Genomic DNA, 26,688 nt, shown 5'->3' with positions numbered 1-26,688 from the left:
GTCTCGCGAGCCAGCAGGGCGGTATCACAATCGGCAAAAATCGCCATCCTGCGGCGCAGCAAGGGACGTGTACCCTTTGGGAAGGCAGGCTTTGCCGGGGGGAATATCATGCGGGTCGGCAGCTGTGCGCAAAATCGGCCCATCCTGTCCGCCCGCGCGGCACGTCTCCTGGCGTCCGTCGCCTGTTTCGGGGCCGTCTCCGGGGGAGCGTTCGCACAGACGACGGCCCCCGCGATCGGTCCGGCGATCTATTACGACCCTCAGAACGTGGCGGCGGCGGGCAAGAACGGGTCGAACGCCGACTGTGCCTTGGGCGATACCTGGCATGGTCCGGGTGACGGCCAATCCGGTTACGCGGCCTATTCCTATGACTTCTCGCTCGGATATAGCGGCGCCGCCGGCTCGACCTATAACGGCTCGTTCGTCGTTTCGAGCGCGACCGGCGGCAATGGCGGCAATGGCGGCAGCTCCGGAAGCTGCCAATATGGCGGCGCCGGCGGGGGGCAGGGCGGGCCGGGCAACTCGGTCACGCTGACCACCGGCCAGCAATCGGGCACCTATTACTTCACGGCGTCGGCCATCGTGCTCTATTCGCAGGGCGGCAAGGGGGGGAATGGCGGCGACACCGGCTCCGTCGACTATAATGGCGGCAATGGCGGCAACGGCAATTATGGCTATCCCGTCACGCTCAACAATTACATCGCCGTGGCGACCACGGGCGCCGAAGCCTACGGCATCTGGATGCAGAGCGCCGGCGGGCAGGGCGGAAATGGCGGCAACGAGGACAGTTCCGCCAGCAGCGGAAACGGCGGCAAAGCCGGCACCGGCTCTTCCGGCGGCGGCGTCATCCTGACCAATTTCGCCTCGGTGTCCTCGCAGCAGAGCACCGCCATCTTCGCGCAGAGCATCGGCGGCTCGGGCGGGGGCGGGGGATCGTCCTCGGGCTATTTCGGCGGCAATGGCGGCAGTGGCGGCTATGGCGGCAACGCCGACATCGTCTATGTGCAGAATTACGGGACGAACTATTCGGTCGATACGACGACGATCTCGACCACGGGCCAGGGCACGTACGCGATCTATGCGCAGTCCATGGGCGGCGGCGGCGGCAATGCCGGCATGTCGGCCGGCTTGATCGCCCTCGGCGCCAATGGCGGGCCGGCGGGATCCGGCTCCAACGTGCTGGTCTCCAACTATGCGACGCTCAACGCGACAGGGGGCTCTTCCGCGGCGATCTTCGCCCAGTCGCTGGGCGGTGCCGGCGGGTCGGGCGGCATGGCGTTCAGCGGCGCCCCCGACCTCGCGGTGGCGATTGGCGGCTCGGGCGGCGACGGCGGCTCCGGCGGGCAGGTGTTCGTCTATAATCTCGGCGCGATCTGCACCGGATCGTGCAACGGTTCCGCTGCACCCGCGGCGAGCGCGGGCGCGGCTTTCGGCATCCTCGCCCAATCGGTCGGCGGCGGCGGGGGGGCGGGCGGCTTCGGCCTGTCCGGCTCGTCCTCCAGTGTGGCGGGGGCGTCGTTCGCGCTCGGCGGAACCGGCGGATCGGGCGGCAATGGCGGTGCCGTGGTGGCCGACAACATCGCCACGGTCTCGACGGTGGAGATCAATTCCGCCGGCATCCTGGCGCAGTCCATCGGCGGCGGCGGCGGGACGGGCGGCGGGTCGCTTTCCCTCGCGATGTCGAGCGCGGCCGCCGCATCGATTTCACATGGCGGGGCGGGCGGCTCCGGCGGCGCCGGCGGCGGGGCCGCGACCAACTGCAACACCTATAGCGGCAACATCTACGCCACCAATGCCTGCGCGCTGCTCACCTTCACCTCTCCCTATATCGGCGGGCCGTATCCCGGCAGCCTCGTCTCGACCGCAGGCCAGGGCTCGCCCGGCATCGCTGCGCAGTCGATCGGCGGCGGCGGCGGATCGGGCGGCTATGCCCTGTCGCTCTCGGATTCCGGCGGCGGCAGCTTCTCGTACACCACCGGCGGGTCCGGCGGGTCGGGCGGCGCGGCGAGCGGCGTCTATGGCGGCAGCAACGGCGTCCAGATCCTCACACGCGGCGACGATTCCGTCGGCCTGATGGCGATGTCGACGGGCGGCGGCGGCGGATCGGGCGGCGCGTCGATCGCCGGCAGCCTGTCGGATAACGCGACCTTGAGCATCGGGGTCGGCGGTGTCGGCGGATCGGGCGGCTATGGCGGCTGGGTGGCGGCCGACAATCCCGGCGGCGTCATCACCACCTATGGCGCGCGCTCCACCGGCATTCTCGCGCAATCGATCGGCGGCGGCGGCGGCTCCGGCGGCGCCAGCATCACCGCCAATGCCGGCGGGGCGACCGCGGTCGGCCTGACGGTCGGCGGATCGGGCGGTGGCGGCGGCTATGCCGGCGCGGTCTATGTCTACAACCAGAATGCCCAGGTCAACGCCGCTTATGGCAGCGCGAACATCACCACCTATGGCTATGGCGCCGGTGCGATTTCCGCCCAGTCGATCGGCGGCGGCGGTGGCGCGGCCGGCTTTTCGGTGTCGGCCGACCTGTCGATGTCGCCCTCGCTCGCGCTCGGCGTCGGCGGAGCCGGCGGCAGCGGCAATTCCGCCAATCTCGTCTATGTCCAGAACTGGGGCGCGCTGAGCACCTATGGCGGCGGCGCGCCGGTCCTGCTCGCCCAGGCGATCGGCGGCGGCGGCGGGTCGGGCGGCTTCTCGGTCGCGGGGGCGCTGAGCACGTCGGGGGCGGCGACGCTCGCCGTCGGCGGCAGCGGCGGGGCGGGCTCCTACACCAACATCGTCCAGGTGTTCAATTACGGCGACATCTCTGCCTCGGCCGGCACCGCCGGCAATGCGCCCGGCGTGGTCGCGCAGGCACTCGGCGGGCCGGGCGGGAATGCCGGCTATGCCGTCAGCGGCGGGGTGTCGGGCGGGGCCAGCGCGACGCTGGCGCTGGGCGGCGGCGGCGGCGCGGGCGGCGGCGCCGGAACCGTCTATGCCTATCTCTACAATCCCCTCGTCCAGACCTCCGGCCCGCTCTCGCCGGGCGTGGTCGCGCAGAGCCTCGGCGGGCAGGGCGGCCTCGGCGGGATTGCGGTGGCGGGGTCGCTCGGCGGATCGGCGGCGACCGGCATCAGCCTCGGCGGCGGCGGCGGGGCGGGCGGCACGTCCTACGGCGTCGTCGTCTCGACCAATGGCGTGACCACGGCCGGCAACCAGTCGCCGGGCATCGTCGCGCAGAATATGGGCGGGGCCGGCGGGGCGGGCGGCTGGGACATTGCCGGCGCGCTCGGCACCGGCGGCTCGGCGCCGGTCAGCATCGGCGGCCCGGGCGGGGCCGGCGGCAGCGCCCAGGGCGGCGCGACTGTCAGCGCCTACGGCGCCATCAGCACCAACGGCCTCCTCTCGCCGGGCATCATCGCCCAGTCGATCGGCGGCAATGGCGGCAATGGCGGGTTCAGCGCCGGGGCGGCCGGCTCGGTGATCTTCGCGACCGACGTGACGATCGGCGGCGGCGGCGGCAATGGCGGCTCGTCCCAGGTCGCGATCGTGACCGCCACCGCGACGATCTCGACCCTCCAGTCGCAGTCGCCGGGCATCCTCGCCCAGTCGATCGGCGGCGCCGGCGGCAATGGCGGCTTCGCCATCGCCGGTGCCGGCGCGACCGGCGGCGGCGACGCCAAGGTGTCGGTCGGCGGCGCCAGCGCGACTGGCGGCGGCGGCGGCAGCGGTCAGGCCGCTTCCGCAGTGGGGGTCAACGCCGCGAGCATCTACACGCTGGGCTATCAGTCGCCCGGCATCCTCGCCCAGTCGATCGGCGGCGCCGGCGGCAATGGCGGCTCGTCCCGCGCCTTCAGCCTGTCCGGCGTCTCGCAAAGCACCGACGGCGCGGCGGCGAGCGTCACGATCGGCGGATCGGGCGCCTCCGGCGGCGACGGCTCGAGCCTCAATATCGCGCAGACCGGCACGATCCAGACCGGCACCTCCACCCTCGGGAACGACCAGTCGCCCGGCATCTTCGCCCAGTCGATCGGCGGTTCTGGCGGCAATGGCGGGTCGGCGGATTCCAACGCGATCTCGTCGACCGTCTCGGTCGCGGTCGCGGTCGGCGGCGGCGGCGCGCAGGGCGGCGCGGCGAACGCCGTCACGATCAACACCAATACCGGCTCAACCGCCGGCGGCATCTCCACCTACGGCGCCCAGTCGCCGAGCATCTACGCGCAGTCGATCGGCGGCGGCGGCGGCAATGGCGGGTGGTCCCAGGCGACCGCCTCGAGCAACCAATATGCCGTCGGCGTCGCGGTCGGCGGCTGGGGCGGCGGCGGCGGCAATGCCGCCAGCGTGACCGTGAATAGCGGCGGCACGCTGGTCACGTCCGGCGCCAGTTCGGCCGGCATCTTCGCCCAGTCGGTCGGCGGCGGTGGCGGCAATGGCGGGGCCGCCTCCACCACCACCACCGGCGGCGACGGCGGCGAATTGTCGGGCGGCGTCACCTCGGTCGCGGGGGCGGGCGCGGCCAATACCGCGAGCACCGTCACCACCGCGCTGTCGGGCGATTCCTCCAGTGCCCCCTCGGCCAGCGACGATGCGCCGAGCCAGGGCATCGCGGCCTCGGTCTCGGTCGGCGGCTATGGCGGGCAAGGCGGCAGCGGCGGCACCGTGACGGTCGCCGCGACCTCCCAGATCCTGACCTATGGCGACCAGGCGGTCGGCGTCTTCGCCCAGTCGGTCGGCGGCGGCGGCGGCAATGGCGGCGCCAGTTCCACCAATGCGGACGGCGATTCCTATGCCGCCTCCGTCAGCCTCGGCGGCGGCGCGGGCGGCGGCGGCGCCGGCGGCCTCGTCGCCCTCACCGCGAGCGGCAACATCCAGACCTTCGGCCTCCAATCGGCGGGCCTGTTCGCGCAATCGGTCGGCGGCGGCGGCGGCAATGGCGGATCCGCCGCGAGCACCGCCGGCAGCGGCGGACAGGCGGCGATCACCTTCGGGCTCGGCGGATCGGGTGGCGGCGGCGGCACGGGCAGCGAGGTCGACGTGACCGCCGGCAGCGCCGCGAGCCTCTATTACATCAATACGGTCGGCCCTTCGGCCGTGGGCGTGTTCGCGCAATCGGTCGGCGGCGGCGGCGGCAATGGCGGGTCGAGCACCGTCAGTTCCAGCGTGTCCAGCGGTTCGAGCTCCGGCAGCAGCGCCTCGACCGGCTCGGTCTCCGGCAGCAGCAGCGGCGAGACCACCTCCTCCTCGGCCGGCACCGACAGTTCCAGCGGCATGAAAGCGAGCCAGTCCGGCAGCGACGGCGGCACCTCGGTCTCGATGAGCGTCGGCGGCGGCGGCGGCTCGGGCGGCAATGGCGGCGCGGTCAACATCCTCAATTATGCCGTCGTCGCGACCGGCTACAATCTGCTGACCGGCAGCCGGCCCACCGCCTCGGCCGACAATTCCCCCGCTGTGTTCGCGCAATCGGTCGGCGGCGGCGGCGGGTCGGGCGGCTCCAGCACGTCGAATGCCTCGGCCAGCGACAACAGCGTCTCGCTTTCCCTCGGGGGCTCCGGCTCCGGCGGCGGGGCCGGCGGCGCCGTCACCGTGACCACCCAGGGCACGCTGATCACCTATGGCAACACGTCGAGCGCGGTGTTCGCGCAATCGGTCGGCGGCGGCGGCGGGTCCGGCGGCTCGTCCTCGACCACGACCGGCTCGGGCGGCACGATGTCGCTCGCCCTCGGGATGGGCGGCTCCGGCGCGGCGGGGGGCAATGGCAGCACCGTCACCGTCAACGTCAATACCGGCGCCTCGTTGTACGGGCCTCCCGGCATCGCGACCTCCGGTGCCGTCTCCTACGGCATCTTCGCCCAGTCGGTCGGCGGCGGCGGCGGGTCGGGCGGCGCCCTGACCTCGGCGGCGACCGCCGGGGACGGCAGCGGCGGCGGCAGCGCGTCGGGCTCCGCGTCGGGGTCGTCCTCCTCCGCCTCGAGCGGGGTCGCGGTCTCCATGGGGCTCGGCGGGTCGGGCGGCGGCGGCGGGGCCGGCGGCGCGGTCGCGGTGGTCTCCTACACGTCCATCACCACCACCGGATCCCAGTCCACGGGCGTTCTCGCGCAATCGGTCGGCGGCGGCGGTGGGGCCGGCGGGTCGAGCACGACCAATGCCAATAGCGGCACCTATGCCCTCAGCTTCGGCCTCGGCGGCTCCGGCGGCACGGGCGGCGTCGGCAACAATGTGACCGTGTCGTCGTATGGGACGATCATGACCTCGGGGGAACTGGCCTACGGCGTCTTCGCCCAGTCGATCGGTGGCGGCGGCGGTGCGGCGGGGTCGGACAACAGCACCTCGGCCGATGGCGGCGATGCCAACGTGTCCATGGCCTTGGGCGGCACGGGAGGCAGCGGGCAATATGCCGGCGCGGTCACCGTCACCGCCGCCGAATCCGTGATCACGAACGGGGCGCAGGCGACCGGCCTTCTCCTCCAATCCATTGGCGGCGGCGGCGGCGCGGGCGGGTCGGCCTCGTCCACCAGCTCCGGTGGTGACGTGGCGGTCAGTCTGTCGCTGGGCGGCAGCGGCGGCGCGGCGGGCGATGGCGGCACCGTCTCGGCCAACATCCAATCCAACCTCACCACCTATGGAGTCAACGCCCCGGCTCTGCTGGCGCAGTCGATCGGCGGCGGCGGTGGCGTGGGCGGGTCCTCCACCAGCAGCGCCAGCGGAGGCAGCGACGCAACCTTGGGCGTCGCTCTCGGCGGTTCCGGCAGTTCGGGCGGCGCGGGCGGCGCGATCACCGTGACCGTGTGGTCGACGGACGGCGTCCCCGCCATTACGACCGCGGGCACCTCGTCGCACGGCCTGGTCGCGCAATCCATCGGCGGCGGCGGTGGCGCCGGGGGCTCTTCAAACGGCAGCAGCACACAAGGCTCGGGCGACGTGACCGCCAGCTTCGCGCTCGGCGGCAGCGGCGCGAACGGCGGCGGGGGCGCGGCGGTCTCCGTCACAGCGACGTCGCTCGCGAGCATCACCACGGTCGGCGACTCGGCGATGGGCGTCATCGCGCAATCCATCGGCGGCGGCGGCGGCGCGGGCGGTTCGTCGGACGTGATGGCCTCCGCCGCGTCGAGCGACGGCTCGGCCTCCTATGCGGTGGGTCTTGCGCTCGGCGGCACCGGCGGCCAGGGCGGCGGCGCGGCGACGGCGAGCGTGAGCGGCAGCTTCCAGGTCGCGACTTCCGGCAATTTCGCCACCGGCCTGTTCGCGCAGTCGATCGGCGGCGGCGGCGGCCTCGCCAGCGGCGGCGCCTCCATCACCGGCAGCGTCGCCGATTCCTCCGTCACCATGAGCCTCGGCGGCGCCAACGGCGCGGCCGGCTCGGCCGGCGCCGCATCGGTCACCAATGCCGCGGCGATCACCACTCAGGGCGCGTCCGCCTTCGGCGCGCTCGCGCAATCCATCGCGGGCGGCGGCGGCCTGTCCGCCGCCTTGCTCACCGGCGACGGGTCGACGTCCATCACCCTCACGAGCACCCAGACTCTGGGCGCCTCGGGGGCGGGGAATGGCACGGCGGGGCCGGCGAGCGTGTCGCTGACCGGTTCCGTGGCCACATGGGGCGACGCGTCGGCCGCCATCATCGCCCAGTCGGTCGCCGGCGGCGGCGGCATCACGACCCTGGTGGTGGACGGCGCCGGTTCCAGCCTGTCGGGAAGCCAGATCCTCGGGGGGGCATCGGGCGGCACGGCGGGAACCGCCAGCGCCTCCGCGAGCGGCGGCGTCACCACCGCCGGCGCGTTCGCCATCGGCCTGCTCGCCCAGTCGGTGGGCGGCGGCGGCGGCATCTCCTTCAGCGGGCTTCAGACGACGCTCGGCGGCTCCGGCGGCGGCGATGGCGCGGCGGTGACGGCCTCCACAAGCGGCCCGCTGTCCACCTCCGGCGCGGGTGCGGTGGGCCTCCTCGCCCAGTCCATCGGCGGTGGCGGCGGCGTTGCGGCAGGCACCACCTCCGCCCGCCTCGGCGCGACCGGCGGCAGCGGCAATGGCGGCGCGGTCTCGGTCACCGTGGGCGGCACGCTGACAACCTCAGGGGCATCGGCGATCGGCGTTCTCGCGCAGTCCGTGGGCGGCGGCGGCGGCGTTGCGCTCGGCGGATCCAACGCCGCGAGCGCCACCTTCGTCGGCGGAAGCGGCTCGGGCGGCAATGTGACGGTGACGGTCGATGCGCCGATCACCGTCTCGGGCGCCAATGCGTATGGCGTCGTCGCGCAGTCGCTCGGCGGCGGCGGCGGGCTGGTGAGCGGCGGCAGCACCTTCGCGGCCCAGTCCGGGAAGGGGTCCGGCAGCGCGGGCCTGGTGACGGTCAATGTGAACCAGACGATTTCGGCGACGGGCGCCGGCGGCATCGGGGTGTTCGCGCAGAGCACCAGCGATCCCGTCATCACCATCGCCGCGACCGGCGCGGTGCAAGGCGGGCGCGGCGGCATCGGCGTGCGCAGCGACGGACCGGAAAATTCGATCACGAATTACGGCCTGCTCTCGGCCCTGGACGGTGCCGAGGGGCAGGCCATCGTCACATCGGGCGGACAAAGCACGGTGACCAATGGCGGGACGCTGCTCGGCAATCTCGCTCTCAGCCCAGGCGCGGTGAACGCCGTGGAGAATCTGAGCTCCGGCCAGCTGCTCGCGGGGCCGTTTCTGGACCTCGGCGGCGCTTCGAACCTGCTGCGCAATGCCGGCACCCTGCGCAGCGGATCCGTTGGCCTCGCCACGAGCCGCCTCCATGGCAGCCTCTCTCAAACCTCGACCGGCCTCCTGGTGGTACGCACCGATCAAATGACGCTCAGCTCCGACCGGTTCCTGGTGTCCGGAAGCGCCGAACTTTCAGGCGGCATGTTGGGGGTCCTGTTCAATCCCGGCCGCGCCATGCCGGGGAGCTTCACCACTTCGGTCCTGACGGCCGAGCGCGGTCTGTCCGTTTCGGGCCTGACCGTGCTCGGCGACACGGCGATGCTCGACTTCGCCCTCGGCGTGGACGGGACGACGCTCAACCTGAACACCACGATCGACTTCACCCCCTTCGGCCTCTCGGCGGGCGGCATCGTCCTCGGCACGCTGATCGGCGAGATCCAGACACGCGGGTCCTCGCCTCTGTTCGAGACCATCGTGCCCGCTCTGCTCGCCGTGACGACGGTCGCGGGTCTCGAGCAATCCTACCAGACGGTCGGCGGCGGCGCGGTCTCGCTCGTGCCGACGGCGATGATCAATTCCGCTTCCGCCGCCATGGCCGGCATCACCACCCAGCTCGATCGCTGGCGCATGGGCCTGCGGCCCGCCTCCACGGCTACCGACTCGGCTCCGGCCGAAGCGGCTTCCGGCGCCGCGGCGGGCAGCGCGGCGGCCGGCCGCTATTTCTGGGCGGCGCCGATGGCCAGCGTCACGACGGGCGGCGGCCTGTCGGGATCCACCTTCGGCGGCACGATCGGCCTCGACGGCGAAATGGCTAGTCTCCCCGTCCTCCTCGGGGGCGCGGTCAACTTTTCGACCACGAGCCTCGAGGCGAACGATTACGGGGCGAACGCGTCCACGAGCTATGGCGGGTTCAGCCTCTACGGCCTCTATCAGTCCGGCCCGGCTTATCTCTCCGCCATCGCCACGCTCGGCTATGGCAGCGCCAATTTCGACCGCAATCTGTTCAATCTCGGCCTCGATCTCGCGACCGATTCCGGTCTCGATGGGACGGTGCTCGGCGGGCGGGTGGAAATCGGCTACAGCCTGCCGCTGGGCGCGAGTGGGGCCAGCTTCACCCCCTTCCTCGCCTTCCAGCCGACCCAGCTCTGGCTCGGTTCCGGCTCCGAAAGCTTCGGCGCCCTTGGTCCAGGTTTGACCTACGACGCGACCGCGATCACGGCGCTGCCGCTCTATGCCGGCTTCCAGCTCGACGCCCTTTGGACGGAGCCGAACGGACGCCGCTATGCGCCCTATCTGCGGGCGGCCTGGATGCACGATTTCAGCCCCGAGAGAAACGTTGAGCGGAGTTTTGCGGAACTGCCCTTCGCCAGCTTCTCGGAGAGCGCCATCCCCACCGTCGCCAATGCGCTGGACCTACATGCGGGAATTCAATTCCAGGCGGGGCCGAACCTCGTCCTCTCCGCCGGCCTGGATGCCATGATTTCCGAGGGCTATTCGACGATCGGCGCCACCGGAAGCTTGCGCGTGCGTTGGTGAGGGCGTGGGCGGAAACGGGCAACGACCTGCAGAATCGGGGCGGCGGTCTCGCCGCGCCCCGCCGCCTCAACCGGCGCGCCGGATGCGGCCGTCGGTGTCCGCCAGGCCGAGCAGATAGCGTCCGGCTTCCTCGATATCGGCGATGATCTCGGCCTCCGCGCGTGCGCCGTCGCCCGCCCGGATCGCCGCCAGCAGAGCGGCGTGATGGTCCGTGCCTTTCAGCGAGAGCACATATTCCGGGACGACGAAGGACAGGACCGGGCCGCAGCGCAGCCACAGATTCTCGATCATCTCCACCAGGATCGCGATGCCGGACATGGCATAGACGCCGAAATGGAAGCGGCGATGGACATCGAGATAGGTGTCGAGGCGCCGTTTCGCGATCATCCCCCGCATTTCGGCGAGCAGGGCTTCCAGCGCCTCCAGGCCGGCGGCGTCCGCCTTGAGCGCGGCCTCGCGCGCCGCCCGCCCTTCCAGCTCGCAGCGCACCACCATCAGATCCTTGAGGGCGTTCGCCCGCACGTCCGGAACCAGCGCCGAATTGCGCGGACCCTGTTCCAGCACGCGCTGCGCCACGAGCCGGCTGAGGGCGTCGCGGACCGGCGTGATGGAGGTGCCGAACGTGTCGGCGAGCTGGCGCAAAACGAGCGCGCTCCCCGGCTCGAAGCGCCCGGCGAGCAGGGCCTCGCGCAATTGGGTGTGCGCGCGGTCCCACAGCGGTTCGCGCTCGATCCGCGACAGGTTCTGGTCGACCACGTTCACCTGCCTGCTCCTTGCTCTCCCTCAAGGGGTGCCCGGATTGACGGGGATTGACAAGCACGAAGTATGTTGTTTGTTATAACAAATAACAACACAGGGAGAAATGCCATGGGGTGGGTGCAATTCGGGCGGCGCCGCCGTCCCGATTCCGGCGCGGCGCTGTCGGTTCTGGCCGTGGCGGCTTTGGCCGCCGGGATCGTGGTCGGGCCGGCGGCGGCGGAGGACAAGTTTCCCTCCCGCGAGGTGCGGCTGATCGTGCCGTGGAATGCCGGCGGCTCCAACGACATCGCGGCGCGCGTGCTGGCGCCGATCCTCGCCGAGAACGGCATGCGCATCATCGTCGACAATGTGCCGGGCGGCACCGGCACGATCGGCATGGGCCGCGTCGCCAATGCCGAGCCGGACGGCTACACGATCGGCATGGGGACGTCCTCGACGCTCTCGATGATCGCTCAGAACAAGACGCCGCTGCGCAACGACCAGTTCGCCTCGATCGCCCGCGTCTCGACCGATCCGCTGATGCTTCTGGTTCCGGTCAACGGCCCGAAGGATCTCGGCGCCTTCATGGACGAATTGAAGAAGCGCCCGGGAAAGGTGACGATCGGCACGCCGGGCACCTACAACATCAACCACATCTTCGCGACCATGACCGCCCGCGCGGCCGGGGTCGATTATGTCAACGTGCCCTATCCCGGCGGGGCGAAGGTGATCACCGACCTCGCCGGCGGGCAGATCGACGCCGCCGTGCTGAAGCCTTCCGAGAGCATCGGCCAGATCAAGGCCGGGCAGGTGCGGCCGATCGCGGTGTTCGCCAATGACCGCCTCGCCGTCTTCCCCGACGTCCCGACCATGAAGGAAAAGGGCTACGACGTGTTCCCCTATGGGCCGGTCGTCCAGATGGCCTATCTCGTCGCGCCGGCCAAGGTCTCGCCGCAGGTGCGCAAGACGCTGATCGCGGCCTTCGAGAAAGCGATCCAGGACCCCCGCTTCAAGGCCTTCGCCGCCGAGAACGGCGTGCTCGTCGACAATCTGACCGGCGAGGCCCTCGATCGCGAAGTTCAGGCCGTACAAAAGTCGTTAAATGCGGTCGCTACCCAGGTGTTCAAGGCCGAATAAGCCGTGTTCGGGGCGTGTTCCACGCACGCCCCGGCCCCGCCGCGCGCCCTTTCCCCTCCCGTCAACGAAAGTATTCGCCGTGAGCCGCATCAAGAGCGTCAAGGCCCATGTCCTGTCGTCCCCGGTGGAGAAGCCCTTCACCTCGTCGCGGGGCTGGCTCTACAAGACCCGCAATACGTGCCTCGTCGAGATAGAAACCGCTGATGGAACAGTGGGTTGGGGCGAGTGTTACGGCCCGTCCGCGGTCGCCAGGGCGTTCATCGACACGCAGTTCGCCGCCCGCGTGATCGGCCGCGATCCGTTCGATGTCGAGGTGATCTGGGAAGATCTGTACAATCGGATCAAAGACTATGGAAATAAAGGCATGTCGATTGCCGCCATCAGCGGCATCGACATCGCGCTGTGGGACATCATCGGCAAGACGACCGGAAAGCCGGTCCACAAATTGATCGGCGGCGCCTTCCGCACGGAAGTCGATTGCTACGCAACCGGCCTGTATTTCACCGATTTCGACCGGCTGATCGACGAGGCGGTGGAAGAAGCCGAAGGTTATGTGGCGGATGGGTTCAAGGCCATCAAGATGAAGATCGGCCTCGGCAACGTCCAGCGCGATTTCGAGCGCGTAAAGGCCGTTCGTGACGCCATCGGCCCGGACATTCGTCTTATGGTCGACGCCAATCATGCCTTCTCCGTCCCCGTCGCCATCCGCCTCGGGCGCAAGCTGGAGGAGCTGGACATCGAATGGTTCGAGGAGCCGATCTCGCCGGAAGACCTCGACGGCTATGTCGAAGTCTCCCGCGCCCTCGACATGGCAGTCGCCGGCGGCGAGAACGAATTCACCCGCTGGGGCTTCCGCGACGCTATTGTGCGCAAGGCCATGGATATTGTGCAGCCGGATGTCTGTGCAGCCGGCGGACTCACCGAATGCAAGAAGATCGCGGCCCTCGCCTCGGCCCATGGCGTGGAATGCGTGCCGCATGCCTGGGGATCGGCGGTGGGGATCGCCGCGACGCTGCATTTCCTCGGCGCCCTCGCCGACCAGCCGCCGAGCCTCTTTCCGTTCGCGCCATTGCTGGAATTCGAGCAGTGCGAGAACCCGTTCCGCGACCATCTGGCGACCGAGCCGATCGTGCAGGCGCGCGGCCGGGTGAAGATCCCGACCGGTCCCGGCCTCGGCATCGAGATCGACCGCGCGGTCATCGACCGCTACCGGGTCGGCTGAGATGCGCTTCGTCACCTTCCGCCTTTCGGGGGCGGTGCGCGCCGGCATCCTCCAGGGCGATGCCGCCGATCCCGCGGATCGCGTGTTCGATCTCGGCCACCCCGCCTTCGCCGCAGCCCTCGACGGCTGCGCGCCGCTGATGGAGGCACTGGTCGAGCGGGGTCTCCCAGGGATGGTCGCTGCGCTCTCCGTCCGGCCGCTGCCGGAGAAGGCCGCGCTTCGGCTGGGCGAGGTGGCGCTTCTGGCGCCCCTGACGCCGCGCCGCATCCACGCCCTCGCTTTCAATTACAAGGATGCCCTCGAAGAGCGGAAGATGGCGCCGCCCGACGCGCCGGTCCTGTTCGCCAAGCAGCCGGAGACGGTGATCGGCCCGGGCGCGGCCATTCGCATTCCGCCGGACGTCGGCGGCTGCACCTATGAGGTGGAGATCGCCGCGGTGATCGGCCGGCGGGCCGAAGGCGTCGCGCGTGCCGACGCGCTCGCGCATGTCGCGGGCTATACGATCTTCAACGACGTCAGTGCCAGCGAACTCATCAAACGCGACGGTGGGTTCGCGCGCGGCAAGAACCTGCCGACCTTCGGCCCCCTCGGCCCTTATCTCGCTTCCGCCGACGAAGTGGGCGACCCGCATCAGCTTCGGCTCGCGCTTGAGGTGGACGGGGCGACGCTGCAAGCCGGGGTCTCGTCGGACCTCGTCTTCGACATCGCCGATCTCATCGCCTTCCTCTCCGCGCGCGCGGCCCTCGAGCCGGGCGATGTCATCGCGACCGGAACACCGGCGGGCGTCGCCGGGATGCGCACGCCGCCGGCCTGGCTGCGGCCGGGCAGCATGGTCTGCGCCCGCGTCGAGAAGCTCGGCGCGCTGATCAATCCGGTTGCCGCGGGAGAGCCATATGGCGTCTGAACCGATCGTCTACGCCACCAATGCGCTGCATCCCGACGGCGCGGCATTGCTCGCCCCCCATGCGCGCCTGGTGGTCGGTCCGGACACCGCGGACGACACGCTGCGGGCGCATGTCCGCGAGGCGGATGCCGTGATCGTGCGGGCGAAGCTGCCGGACGATGCCTTTGCGGGGGCGAAGCGCCTGAAGGGTGTGGTTCGGCACGGCGTCGGGCTCGATTTCATTCCCGTCGCCGCCGCCACGGCCGCCGGGATCCCGGTCGCGAACCTGCCGGGCAGCAACACCCAGGCGGTTGCGGAATATGTCTTTTCCGCGCTGTTCCATCTGCGCCGCCCGCTCGGGCGCATGGATGCGGCGCTGCGGGCGGACGGCTGGGGCGCGGCACGGAGCCATGCGGATTCCACCCGCGAACTCGGCGGGACGACGCTCGGCCTCGTCGGGCTCGGCGCCATCGGCGGCCGCATCGCCGCCATCGCCTCAGGCGGGTTGGGCATGCGGGTTCTGGGACATTCGCGTTCCGGCCGGGCCGTCCCGGGTGTCGAGGGGGTGGATTTGCCTCGCTTGTTCGCCGAAAGCGACGCGATCGTGATCGCCTGTCCGCTGACCGCGGAGACGCGGGGCCTCGTCGGTGCCGACCTCATCGGTCGCATGCCGCCGCATGCGGTGCTGATCAATCCCGCGCGCGGCGCCATCGTGGACACGGCCGCCCTCATCGCGGCGCTTGGCGCCGGCCGCATCGCGGGCGCCGCCACCGACGTCTACGATACGCATCCCGTGCCGCCGGCCGACGCGCTCTTCGGCCTCGGCACACTGCTGATGACGCCGCATGTCGCCGGCATCACCGCCACCTCCATGCGCGCCATGAGCCTCGGCGCGGCCGAGGAGGTGCTGCGCATCCTGCGGGGCGAGCGGCCGAAGAACCTCGTCAATCCGGACTGTTTCGCTCTCTCCGCCTGAAGGTCGATCATGCGCATTTCCGCCATCCGCGCCGTTCCCGTTTCCTTCCGCGTGCCGCAGGGCAAGACGATCACCCTCGGCATCGGCCGGGCCGTGAAGCGCGACGCGGTGCTCGTGCGGGTCGAGACCGATGCGGGCCTGATCGGCTGGGGCGAGGCGCATCACGGCCGCTGTCCCGGCGCCATCGCCAAGCTCATCGACACGACGTTGGCCGAACTGGTGGTGGGCCTGGACCCGCTCGACGTCGTGGGCGTGTGGCAGAAGGTCTATCGCATGCAGCTCGCCAGTCACGGCATGGGGGCGGCGGCGGCCATGGCCTTGAGCGGGCTCGACATCGCGCTCTGGGACATTCGCGGCAAGGCCTATGGCGCGCCGGTGCATCGTCTGCTCGGCGGCGCCCCGCGCAAGATCAAGGCCTATGCCGGGGGCATTTCGCTGGGCTGGCAGGACCCTGCCGCGCTGGCCGAAGAGGCGCAGAGCTATGTCGCGCAAGGCTATCGCGCGTTGAAGCTGCGGGTCGGCGACAGCCCGGCCCGCGACATCGCCCGCGTTCAGGCGGTGCGCGCGGCCGTGGGGCCGGAGATCGACATCCTGGTCGACGGCAATACCGGCTGCACGCCCGACGACGTGCGGCGCGTCATGCCGGCTTATGCCGAAGCGAAGGTCGGCTGGTTCGAGGAGCCGTTTCCGCCGCACGATCACCGCGCCTACAAGGATGCCGCGCGGTTCATCGACGTGCCCCTCGCGGCGGGCGAGAACCATTTCACCCGCTTCGACTTCACGCGCCTTCTCGAGGACGGGGCGGTGGCCTTCGCCCAGCCGGACCTCTCCAAAGCCGGCGGCATCACGGAATGCCAGCGCATCGCGGCGCTTGCCTCGGCGTGGAAGATCTCGATCAATCCCCACACCTCGGCCACCGGCATCAATATGGTGGCGACGCTGCATCTGCTGTGCGCCATCGACAATCCCGGCTATTTCGAGGGCGACGTGGCGCACCACAATCCGTTCCGGGACGAGGTTTGCGGCCTGCCCTACGAGCTCGCGCCGGACGGCACCGTGACGACGCGGGAGGGGCCGGGCCTCGGCATCGAGGTCGATGAAGCCTTCATCGCCGCGCACCCGTTGATCGACGGCCCGTGCTATGTCTAACGGGCCTCGGCGGCCTTGCGCCAGCCCGATGCGATCGGATCGGTGAGCCGGCCGTCAAAGCTGTGATAGAGAGGTTTGCCGGCGAGATGGCGATGCCGTCGATCGCAGCTGGCTCCCGCCGCTTTGGATCCGCCCGCATGTCCGTCGCCTTCACGCGTGAGACCGACCTCGAATCGACCGCCGCCGATCTGCCGGACCGGCCGATTTCGCCTCATCCCAATCTGGTGACGGAAAGCGGGCTCGCGGCGCTCGAGGCGGCTTTGGCGGCGGCGCGGGCGGCCTATGCCGCCGCACAGGGCGGCGACGTGCAGGCGGACCGGACGGCCATGGCCCGTGCGACGCGGGATCTGCGCTATTACGGCGCCCGGCGCGCAACCGCCCAGATGATCGAAACCCCGGCCGATCCAACGGCCGTGCAATTCGGCACCACGGTCACGCTCGACCGCGCCGACGGCCGGCGCCAGACCTTCCGCATCGTCGGCGAGGACGAAGCCGATCCGGCGCGGGGGACGGTCTCCTATATCTCCCCGCTCGCGCGCGCCGTCATGGGCAAAGCGGTCGGCGATGTCGCGACCGTTTCGGGCCGGGAGGTCGAAGTGGTGCGGATCGCGGGAGGCTGAGGGGAGACGCGGGGGGGGGGGGGGCCGGCATTTCGATTACGGCGTGCGTTGGACCCATATCCTTCGTCGGGGTGCCGCCGCGCGGCTGACAAACCCGTGTCAGTCTAAAGGAAAATCCTTACGACGCAGGACCGGAAATGCTCGGCGTACCTTCAGGAGAACACGTCGAAATCGCTTCCACGGCCGGTGTTAGCCATCGTGTCGGAGCTCACGATGATTTCACGGCAAACCGGAACTGCCCAAGGGCGTAAAGCCTGTGGGGGCGTGACTGCTGTTTCCTCAAGATTTGCACTGATGCGTTGGCCCATAGGTCATCTCCCCCTTCTCCGCACGCAATGGTAGCAGACGGCGCGACCGCTTCCAAGTATCCTTCAGCCGGAGAAGGGTCGGGCGATGCAAGCGTTCGCAGACGATGAGCCCTCGCCGCGAGCGGTCCTGCAGCCCTCCAATCGACACTAATATTTCGCACGCAAACCGCGAGATCAGCGATTGTCCGGTCGCAATAAGACCGGATAAGTTGCGGTGGCGCGGAGAGATGCATGGCCGGCCGGCGCGCGATCGGAAAACGGCCGCCAATGGGGGGACGACCATGTCTTGGCTCGGGGAAATTCGGCTGTTTGCCTTTACGCAGGTCCCGGCAGGCTTTGAGGCCTGTGCCGGGAGGGAGTTGATGATCAATCAAAATCAGGCGCTGTATTCGCTCCTGGGGCTGACCTTCGGGGGCACGCCCAATGTGAAATTCAAACTTCCCGATCTGCGCGGGCGCGCCGTGGTCGGCGCCCAAGTGCAGGCCAATACGGACGCCAAGACCGGCGTCTATCGGCTCGGGGACATGGCTGGGGTGGAGACGGTCACGCTCGTCGAGGGCCAATTGCCCGCCCACACGCACCTCCTCCAAGCCACCGATGGGGACGGAAATGCCCCTTTCGGAAAGGACACCAATCTCGCCTCGCCGCGCGTGAGTGCCACCCAGACCCACCAGCCGATCCCGATCTATGCGGATGCCGCAGGGGCCGCGTCGACCTTGGTCTCCCTCGCATCCTCCACGGTTTCGACCGAGCCAGGCGACTCCCTTCCCCATAACAATATCCAGCCCAGCGCCGCGCTGAACTTCTGCCTTGTGGTGTCCGGCTATTATCCGAGCTCCGATGGCTTGCCACCGCCAACTGCCGGAAAGCAGGAGGGCGAGGCGGTTGCGGAGGGTGTCGCGACCGAGGACGGGCTCACCGCCGAGGATGGTCTCAAGATCGAAGAAGTCCTCATGCCCGAGGACGCGATCGAGCCTGTGAAGAGTTCCGAGCCGGAAGACGTGAAAGTCAAGCAGACCACTTCGGATCAATATTTCGGCGAGGTCCGTCTGTTCGCAGGCGAGAGGGTGCCGGGAGACTGGCATGTCTGCGATGGGACCCTCCTCTCCATCAACGAACATCAGGCTCTTTACGCGCTGCTTGGGACGACTTGGGGCGGCGACGGCAATAAAACCTTCGCCATTCCAGATCTCCGGTCCCGGGTTCCGGTAGGCGTCGGGCAGGGCATCGGGCTCACCCTGCGGGTTCTCGGCGGGATGTTCGGGGAGGAAACTGCGGTCGCGAAACTGGCGAAGCACACCCACGCCTTCCAGGCGACCACATCGGCGGCGACCACGATGACCCCCAACGGCGCGGTGCTCGCCAAGGTGGCCCCGGTGGACCCGGTGGATGGGCTCTATATCGCGGACGCAGAGACAAACACGGTCGCCAAGCTCGACGCGGATGCGGTGGAGCCAGCCGGCGGCTCCGGTTCTCACCCCAATAGCATGCCGGCGATGGCGCTCACCTACATGATCGCTTTGATGGGCCTGTTCCCGGCGCCCGGAAAGTCGGCGCCTCGCCACAAAAAACGCCATCATCGGTTAAAACAGGGACAAGACGATGAAGCGCTGACCGGCGAGGTGCGCGCATTTCCCTATTTCAGGCTGCCGCCCGGCTGGATGGCGTGCGACGGGATGCTTCTTCCCGTCGGGCAGTATCAGGCCTTGTTCGCCGTCATCGGCAACAAGTTCGGCGGAGACGGCAAGACGACCTTCGCTCTGCCGAATTTGTGCAACCGCATCGTCGTCGGCACCGGGGAGGGGCCCAGATTGACGAACCACGAAAGGGGCGATGTCTGGGGCACCGAAACGGTGACGCTCACGATCGCCACGATGCCGCGCCACACCCACCGCATCGTGACGCAATATACCTTGGACCAGTCCCAACTGCTCGACGAGCCGGCCAACACCGCCGTTCTGTCCCGCACGGATTCCCAGTTCGATTTCCGAAAGGATGCGGTGGTCAATACGACCCTGGCATCCCTGACGCTCGCCGCGGCGGGCGGCGGGAACGGGCACGAGAACCGCCAGCCGGTTCTCGGTTTGCGCTATTGCATCTGCGTCGACGGCGAATACCCGATGCCCGCAGGAAAGCACCCCGAAACACAGGCGGACGAGAAAAATCCATCGGAGGACCCGGCCTCGGACAAGGAAATCGTCGCAGAGTGACGTCGAGCGCCGCGTCGCCGCCCCACGGTGGCGCGGCGGTGCTTCGGCACCCGGCGCGCGGCCGCCCCGAACGGGCGGCCCCGCCTCCGCGTTGCGCGGGGAGGCGGCGCGCATGCTATGACGCCGCGAAGGGCCGTCGCCGGGCGGGATCCGCGCGACGCCCAAGTGGCGAGGGGGCATGTACAGGATCCTGATCATCGGCATCGGCGCCGGCCACCCCGACCACCTCACCGTCCAGGCGGTCGAGGCACTCAACCGCGCCGACGTCGTCTTCGTCCCGGACAAGGGCGCCGAAAAGACCGCGCTGCGCCAGGTGCGCCACGACATCTGTGCCCGCCATGTGCACCGCGCGGGCACCCGCTACGTGCCGTACGAGATCCCGCGGCGTGCCGTCTTGGCCGAAGGGTATCGCGCCGGCGTCGACGATTGGCATGCGCAACTCGCCGAAGGGTACGAAGCGCTGTTTGCCGCCCATCTCGGCGCCGGGGAATGGGGCGCGTTTCTCGTCTGGGGCGATCCCGCACTTTATGACAGCACGCTGCGCATCATCGAGCGCGTGCGGGCCAAAGGCAGTCCGGTCGAGATTGAAGTAATCCCCGGCATCAGCGCCGTCCAGTCGCTCGCCGCGCAGCACCGGATCGCGCTCAACGGCATCGGCGAACCCGTCCTCATCACGACCGGCCGGCGGCTCGGGGCCGATTTTCCGGAGGCGGACGGAAGCGTCGTGGTGATGCTCGACGGCGAGGAAGCCTTCGCCGCGCTCGACGCGCCCGACTGCGACATCTATTGGGGCGCCTATCTCGGAACGCCGGACGAAATCCTCGTCAGCGGACCGCTCGGCGCGGTGAAGGACGAGATCCTGAGCCTGCGCCGGGCGGCGCGTGCGCGCCACGGCTGGATCATGGACACCTATCTGCTGCGCCGTCCGGCGCAGGACTGAGCCTTCACGCCATTGTGCATCGCCGCGGATCCCCGCCCAACCCTCGTTGGTGCGATCTAAGTAATTGAAATGAAGTGTATTTATGTAGAGGGTGCCGAATTGGGAAGCCGGACGCAAAGGGGGGCTGCCATTGCGGCGGGGCGCAAAACGGGCATCCTTACCTAAGGCGAAGAGCAGCCCGGAGACGTGCGTGACATCGGGTTTGGACTTTCTGCGCGGCTTGGTCTGCACCGCCCTGCTCGCGGTTTTTGCCCTCGCATCGCCGCGCCCAGCCGGGGCGGTGGAGAGCGCACCGCAAGTCAGCCCGCGCGCCACCGTGACGCTGATCGCCGACCAGGATGCGGTCACGCCGGGCGGGACGGTGCGGATCGCGCTGCGCCAGAAGCTCGCGCCGCATTGGCACACCTATTGGAAGAATCCGGGCGATGCCGGGGCCGCGCCCGAGATCGCGCTGACTTTGCCGGACGGCGCCGCCGCCGGGGAGATCGCATGGCCCGGGCCGGACCGCTTCTCGGTCGGACCGGTGACGAGCTTCGGCTATGAGCGCGAAATCGTCCTGCCGATGACCGTCTCGGTCCCAGCTTCGGCGGTGCCTGGGGGCACGTTCGGCGTCGCGGCGGAGGCGCAGTGGTTGGTCTGTGAAAAGGAATGCATTCCCGAGGAGGGCCGGTTCCGGCTCGACCTGCCGATCGCGGCCGATGCCGCGCCGGCGGCGGGGGACGTGGCAGCCGCCTTTGCAGCCAGCGCGGCGCGCCAGCCGGTCAACAGCCCGTTCGACGCCCGCTTGTCGGTGGAAGGGTCGGCCCTCGCTCTGACCGTCGAGGGGGCCGGTCTCGGTCCCGATGCGGTCAAGGACGCCTTCTTTTATCCCGGCGAATGGGGGCAGGTGGTCCATGCCGCGCCTCAGTCCGCGACCCTCGATCCGGGAAAACTGACCCTGGCCATGGCGGCCGGACCGACCTTCGCCCCGGACGCGCCGCTCGCCGGGCTTCTCGCGCTGACCGATCCCGGCGGCGCGACGCGCTGGTTCGAGATCGCCCCGCAGGCGCGCATGGGCGCAGCGGCACCGAATGACGGGGCGGCCGACCGGAGTGCGCCGTCGCTCGGCGGACTGAGCCTCTGGCAGGCGGCGGCGTTCGCTTTTCTCGGCGGCCTGATCCTCAATCTCATGCCGTGCGTGTTTCCCATCCTCGCGATGAAGGCGACGGCGCTTTCTCGCCTCTCCGGCGGCCGTCTGCGGGACGTGCGCGTGGCGGGGCTCGTCTATACGCTCGGCGTCATCGCCGCGTTCCTCGCTCTGGCCGGCACGCTTCTCGCGCTGCGGGCGGGCGGCGCGGCTGTCGGGTGGGGGTTTCAGTTCCAGTCGCCGATCTTCGTCGCGGCCATGAGCTGGCTGCTGCTCGCGATCGGCCTCAATCTGTCCGGCGTCTATGAAATCGGATTCGGGACGGCCGGGTTGGGGCAGGGGCTCGCGCAACGGCCCGGCCATGCCGGCAGCTTCTTCACCGGAATTCTCGCCGTGGTGGTGGCGACACCTTGCACCGCGCCCTTCATGGGCGCGGCGATCGGCGCGGCGCTTGCGGCGCCGGCTGTGGTGTGCCTGGCATTGTTCGCCGCAATGGGGCTCGGCCTCGCCGCTCCTTATGCGCTGCTCGCTTTGGCGCCGCGACTTGCGCGGCGGTTGCCGCGTCCAGGCCTCTGGATGGTTCGGCTGCGTCAGGCCATGGCGTTTCCGATGTATGCCTCCGCCGCCTGGCTGGTGTGGGTCCTGGTGCAGCAGGCGGGCGATTTCGGTGTCCTGATCGGTCTCGGCGGGGCGCTCCTCATTGCGTTCTCGGCCTGGATTTTCGGGCTTTCCCAGCAAAGCCGGGGGCACGGCCTGCTGGCGCGCGGCCTCGCACTCGCCACGCTCGCCTGCACCTTCGCGCTGCTGCCGCAATTGCGCGCGGTCGCGGCGCCGGATGCGGCCGTCGCTGCCGCCGGGGCCGAGCCCTTCGATGCGGAGCGGCTCGCTGCGCTTCGCCGCGACGGGCGCCCGGTTCTCGTGAACATGACCGCCGCCTGGTGCATCACCTGCCTGGTCAATGAGCGCACCGCCTTGTCCACGAAGGGGGTAAAGGCGGCGCTTGCGGACAATGCGGTCGCCTATCTGAAGGGCGATTGGACCAATCAGGATCCGCGCATCACGGCCTATCTGCGCAGTTTCAGCCGCGACGGACTGCCCTTCTACGCGCTTTATCCCGCCGGAGGCGGCGCGCCCGCCATTCTGCCGCCAATTCTCACCGAGGCGATGCTGGTCGAGGAGATCCGGCGCGCCGCCCATTGATCCGCCTCAAGGAGACGTTCCATGCCGCTGTCCGAACGCCTGAAATCCCACAGCCGCCGCGCGCTTCTCCTGTGCGGGCTCGCCGCGGGTCTCGCTTTGACCGGCGTGAGCGCGGCGCACGCCGCTCCGCAGATCGGCCAACCGGCGCCCGACTTCTCCGTGGTCGACACCGCCGGCAAGACCCAGACGCTTTCCGCGCTGCGCGGCAAGGTGGTCGTGCTGGAATGGACCAACCACGACTGCCCCTATGTGCGGAAACATTACGGGGCGCAGAACATGCAGCAGCTTCAGCAGGAAGCGAAGGCGGACAATGTGGTCTGGCTGACCGTCATCTCGTCGGCCCCCGGCGAGCAAGGCCACGTTTCGCCGGCAGAAGCCAACACGCTGACCCGCGAGCGCAAGGCGCAGCCGGCGGCGGTCGTGATGGACCCGGAGGGCAAGATGGGGCGCGCTTATGGTGCGCAAACAACGCCCCACATGTACGTCATCGGTGCCGACGGCACGCTGCTCTATATGGGCGGCATCGATTCCATCGCCTCGACGCGGACCCAGGACATCGAGAAGGCCAAGCCCTATTTCCGCGACGCGATGCGCGCGGCGGTTGCCGGGCAGTCCGTCCCGGTCGCGGTCACCCGGCCCTACGGGTGCAGCGTCAAATATGTCGGAAGCTGAGGCGGAGCCGCTCGCCCTCGGGCGGCTCCGCCTCGTCTCACGGCACCGCGCGGTCCGGCGCCGGGACGACAGCGCCGCTCGGTTGCCCCAGGCGATCGAGGTGGAGACGGATATGGGCCGCCTCGGCGGCGGTATTGGCGAGAGCGATGGCGCGGTCGAAGGCGATGCGCGCCTCCTCCCGGCGGTCGAGCTGAAGCAGCAGCGCGCCACGCAGGCCGTGAAAATGGAAATAGCCGGCGAGCGGCGTCGCCAATGGCTCGACGAGCGCGAGGGCGGCTTCCGGCCCGTTGACCTTCGAGACCGCGACGGCACGGTTCAACGTCACGACCGGCGAGGGCTGAAAGCGCTCCAGCGTGCCGTAGAGAAGGGCGATCTGCGTCCAGTCCGTGTCCTGCGGGCGCGCGGCGCGCGCGTGCAGCGCCGCGACCGCGGCCTGGATCTGGTAGGGCCCGGGGCGGCGGTGGCGCATCGCCTTGTCGATCAAAGCGAGCCCTTCGGCGATCATGGGGCGGTTCCAGCGCGCACGGTCCTGGTCTTCCAGCAGCACGACCGCACCGGCCGCATCGAAGCGCGCGGGGAGCCGCGCATGCTGGAGCAGCATCAAGGCCGAGAGGCCGAGCAGTTCGGGCTCGGCGGGGAACAAGCGCAATAGAAGCCGGGACAGCCGGATCGCCTCGTCGCACAGAGGGGCGCGTGTTTCGGGTGCGCTGGCGCTGGTGGAATAGCCTTCGTTGAAAATCAGATAGAGGACCGCGGTCACCGCGGCGACCCGCTCGGCACGCTCGATCGCACCGGGGGCCTCGAAGGGCACTTCCGCCGCGGCGATCCGCGCCTTGGCCCGGGTGATGCGCTGCTCCATCGCCGTGTCGGACACCAGAAAGGCGCGCGCGATCTGTTTCACCGAGAGCCCGCACACAACCCGGAGAGCAAGGGCGATCTGCTGGGTTGCCGGCAATTCGGGATGGCAACAGATGAACAGCAGACGGAGGATGTCGTCGCGATAATGCGAGGCGTCCAGTCGCTCGGCGATCTGCGCTTCCGCGTCGTCGAGGTCCGAGACCTTGTCCTCGTCCGGCAATTCGGTTTGGCGCGCGCGGCGGCGGGCCGCGTCGAGGCCGGCATTGCGCCCGACCAGGATCAGCCAGGCCGCAGGATCGCGCGGCGGGCCGTTCTTCGGCCAGTTCGCCAGCGCCCGCAGGCACGCCTCCTGATAGGCTTCCTCCGCCGTGTCGAGGTCGCGGAAATACCGCAGCAGCGCCGCGACGGCCTGCGGCCGGGCGGAGGTGAGCGCGGCGTGAATCCAGGCGACGTCGGTCACGCCGTCGCCGCGTCCGGCGCGGACAGGGCGCCGGGAAACATCACGGCGATCGGTCGAATTTCGTAGCAGCCGCCCGGATTGGCGCGGCCGAGTTCCCGGGCGATGTCGAGCGCGTCTTCGAGGTCGCGACATTCCACGACATAGAAGCCGAGCAATTGCTCCTTGGTCTCGGCGAAGGGGCCGTCGATCACGAGGGCAGGTTCGCTGGTCTTGCGCAGGGTTGTAGCGGTGGAAGTCGGCAACAGGCGTGCGACCGGACCGAGCTTCCCTTCACGGATCAGACGGTCATGTACCACCATCAGGCGTGCCATGACCGCGTCGTCCTCTTCCTTGCTCCAGGCGCAGACGACATCTTCGCTGTGATAGCACAGGATCGCATAGTGCATGGCCGGCTCCTCGTTCGTCTCCAGGACGAACGAGTAGCGCCATTCCAGACGCGCCGTCGACGCAAAATGCTGCATTTTTCGCCGGCCCGTCGCCAAGCGTTGCATGGCCGTCGTTCCAGCGCCATAGAACGGCATGGGAAGCCGCTGGCGCGGCGGGCAGGGGCGGGACATGAAGCGGCCGTTCTACCGGGTTCTTTATATTCAGGTGCTCATCGCGGTCGTTCTGGGGGTGCTGATCGGCACCTTCTTCCCGCATCTGGGCGAAGCGATGAAGCCGCTCGGGGACGGCTTCATCAAGCTGGTGAAGATGATCATCGCGCCGGTGGTGTTCTGCACCGTGGTGGTGGGCATCGCCGCGATGGGAGATGTGAAGAAGGTCGGCCGGGTGGGCGGCAAGGCGCTGCTTTATTTCGAGCTGGTATCGAGCTTCGCGCTGGTCATCGGGCTTGTGGTCGGCAAGATCGTCCAGCCTGGTGCCGGGCTCAACGTGGATCCGGCGACCCTCGACCCCAAGGCGGTGGCGAGCTTCACCAATCAGGCCGCGCACGGTTCCTTCGTCGACTTCCTGCTGCACATCATTCCGGAGACGCTGGTCGGGGCGCTTGCCACCGGTGAAATTCTCCAAGTCCTGTTCGTGGCGGTGCTCACCGGCTTCGCACTCACCGCGCTCGGTCCGGCCGGAGCGCCAATTCTCGATGCGATCCGCACGGCCGAGAAGCTGATCTTCGCCATTGTCGCCATCGTCATGCGCGCCGCACCGGTCGGCGCCTTCGGCGCGATGGCCTTTACGATCGGCGCCTATGGCCTGTCCTCGATCGCCAATCTCATCGAACTGATCGCCACCTTCTATCTCACCGCGACCTTGTTCGTCGTTGTCGTCCTCGGGCTGATTGCCCGGCTGGTCGGCTTCAACATCCTGAAATTGCTTTCCTATATCAAAGAGGAGCTGCTGATCGTCCTCGGCACGTCGTCTTCCGAGAGCGCGCTTCCGGCCCTCATGCGCAAGCTGGAAGGCGCGGGCGCGTCGCGCTCGGTGGTGTCGCTGGTGGTGCCGACCGGCTATTCCTTCAACCTCGACGGCACCAACATCTATATGACGCTTGCGACCCTGTTCATCGCCCAGGCGACCAATACCCCGCTCACCCTCGACCACGAACTGATGATCCTGGCGGTTGCGATGCTCACCTCCAAAGGGGCTGCGGCGGTGACCGGCGGTGGCTTCATCACCCTCGCGGCGACGCTCGCGGTGGTGCCGGAAATCCCCGTCGCCGGCATGGCCCTGATTCTCGGCGTCGATCGTTTTATGTCGGAATGCCGTTCGCTGACCAATTTCGTCGGCAATGCTGTCGCGACCCTCGTGGTCGCGCGCTGGGAGGGGGAACTCGACCTCGACCGTCTGACCGCGGTTCTCGACGGGCGGGCGGATCCCGATCTCGCCGACGCCACGCCCGCCAAAGCCTGAGCCGCGCCTTCACCGGCTTCCCGGCCAACTGGAGCGGCGCAAAAATCGAAATTGCCGCGGCGAACCGCCATCCCTGACCTGCACCAACGCAGGCCAGCCCCGCGGAAATAATGAAAAACCAAAAAGAACATATTGCGAACATAGAACAGAAGAGGT

The 26,688-nt window shown here is 69.3% G+C and carries 15 protein-coding genes; 12 read left to right on the top strand and 3 right to left on the bottom strand.

From position 1 onward, the window contains the following. The first annotated feature begins 108 nt into the window (after positions 1-108). Positions 109-10,185, top strand: coding sequence for an autotransporter outer membrane beta-barrel domain-containing protein (locus EDC64_RS01135; protein ID WP_132028815.1), 10,077 nt, complete (start codon positions 109-111; stop codon positions 10,183-10,185). 66 nt (positions 10,186-10,251) lie between these two features. Here the strand turns inward: EDC64_RS01135 and EDC64_RS01130 are convergent, their stop codons facing one another. Further along, the gene (locus tag EDC64_RS01130; protein WP_132028812.1) at positions 10,252-10,947 is read right to left on the bottom strand and encodes a GntR family transcriptional regulator; all 696 of its coding nucleotides are present in this window, start codon (positions 10,945-10,947) and stop codon (positions 10,252-10,254) included. Positions 10,948-11,052: 105 nt separating this feature from the next. On the opposite strand from EDC64_RS01130, the gene EDC64_RS01125 reads away from it, so the two are divergent. The 10 genes from EDC64_RS01125 (at position 11,053) to EDC64_RS01080 (ending at position 23,366) form a co-directional block, all read left to right on the top strand. Then, positions 11,053-12,060, top strand: a complete 1,008-nt coding sequence (locus EDC64_RS01125) for a Bug family tripartite tricarboxylate transporter substrate binding protein (protein WP_132028809.1) — start codon at positions 11,053-11,055, stop codon at positions 12,058-12,060. A 79-nt stretch (positions 12,061-12,139) separates the two neighbouring features. Beyond that, positions 12,140-13,282, top strand: coding sequence for a mandelate racemase/muconate lactonizing enzyme family protein (locus EDC64_RS01120; protein ID WP_132028806.1), 1,143 nt, complete (start codon positions 12,140-12,142; stop codon positions 13,280-13,282). A 1-nt stretch (position 13,283) separates the two neighbouring features. Then, positions 13,284-14,186, top strand: coding sequence for a fumarylacetoacetate hydrolase family protein (locus EDC64_RS01115; protein WP_132028803.1), 903 nt, complete (start codon positions 13,284-13,286; stop codon positions 14,184-14,186). Further along, positions 14,176-15,141: an NAD(P)-dependent oxidoreductase gene (locus EDC64_RS01110; RefSeq protein WP_132028800.1), complete on the top strand. Its 966-nt coding sequence runs from the start codon at positions 14,176-14,178 to the stop codon at positions 15,139-15,141. The genes EDC64_RS01115 and EDC64_RS01110 overlap by 11 nt, the downstream gene beginning before the upstream one ends. A gap of 9 nt (positions 15,142-15,150) precedes the next feature. Next, positions 15,151-16,290, top strand: a complete 1,140-nt coding sequence (locus EDC64_RS01105; RefSeq protein WP_132028797.1) for a mandelate racemase/muconate lactonizing enzyme family protein — start codon at positions 15,151-15,153, stop codon at positions 16,288-16,290. Positions 16,291-16,427: 137 nt separating this feature from the next. After that, positions 16,428-16,910: a transcription elongation factor GreA gene (gene greA, locus EDC64_RS01100; protein ID WP_132028794.1), complete on the top strand. Its 483-nt coding sequence runs from the start codon at positions 16,428-16,430 to the stop codon at positions 16,908-16,910. A gap of 412 nt (positions 16,911-17,322) precedes the next feature. Beyond that, positions 17,323-19,428, top strand: coding sequence for a phage tail protein (locus EDC64_RS01095; RefSeq protein WP_132028791.1), 2,106 nt, complete (start codon positions 17,323-17,325; stop codon positions 19,426-19,428). Between the two features lie 178 nt (positions 19,429-19,606). Beyond that, positions 19,607-20,368 carry a precorrin-6A synthase (deacetylating) gene (cobF, locus tag EDC64_RS01090; RefSeq protein WP_132028788.1) on the top strand — a complete coding sequence of 254 codons (762 nt, stop codon included), beginning with the start codon at positions 19,607-19,609 and terminating at the stop codon, positions 20,366-20,368. Between the two features lie 190 nt (positions 20,369-20,558). Beyond that, the gene (locus EDC64_RS01085) at positions 20,559-22,694 is read left to right on the top strand and encodes a protein-disulfide reductase DsbD family protein (protein WP_207915859.1); all 2,136 of its coding nucleotides are present in this window, start codon (positions 20,559-20,561) and stop codon (positions 22,692-22,694) included. A 21-nt stretch (positions 22,695-22,715) separates the two neighbouring features. Beyond that, the gene (locus tag EDC64_RS01080) at positions 22,716-23,366 is read left to right on the top strand and encodes a thioredoxin family protein (protein ID WP_132028785.1); all 651 of its coding nucleotides are present in this window, start codon (positions 22,716-22,718) and stop codon (positions 23,364-23,366) included. A gap of 37 nt (positions 23,367-23,403) precedes the next feature. Here the strand turns inward: EDC64_RS01080 and EDC64_RS01075 are convergent, their stop codons facing one another. Together EDC64_RS01075 and EDC64_RS01070 are read right to left on the bottom strand one after the other, a co-directional pair. After that, positions 23,404-24,684, bottom strand: coding sequence for an RNA polymerase sigma factor (locus tag EDC64_RS01075; protein ID WP_132028782.1), 1,281 nt, complete (start codon positions 24,682-24,684; stop codon positions 23,404-23,406). Continuing rightward, positions 24,681-25,070 (bottom strand): YciI family protein, encoded by a 390-nt coding sequence (locus EDC64_RS01070; protein WP_132029961.1) that lies wholly within the window; start codon positions 25,068-25,070, stop codon positions 24,681-24,683. The genes EDC64_RS01075 and EDC64_RS01070 overlap by 4 nt, the downstream gene beginning before the upstream one ends. A gap of 169 nt (positions 25,071-25,239) precedes the next feature. On the opposite strand from EDC64_RS01070, the gene EDC64_RS01065 reads away from it, so the two are divergent. Then, on the top strand, positions 25,240-26,532 hold the full coding sequence (locus EDC64_RS01065; RefSeq protein WP_132028779.1) for a dicarboxylate/amino acid:cation symporter: 1,293 nt from the start codon (positions 25,240-25,242) through the stop codon (positions 26,530-26,532). The last annotated feature ends 156 nt before the right edge of the window (positions 26,533-26,688 follow it).

The sequence above is a fragment of the Aquabacter spiritensis genome, assembly GCF_004346185.1.
GTDB lineage: Bacteria > Pseudomonadota > Alphaproteobacteria > Rhizobiales > Xanthobacteraceae > Aquabacter > Aquabacter spiritensis.
Note: the sequence above shows the minus strand (reverse complement) of the source record. Positions and strands in the feature narration are given on the sequence as shown.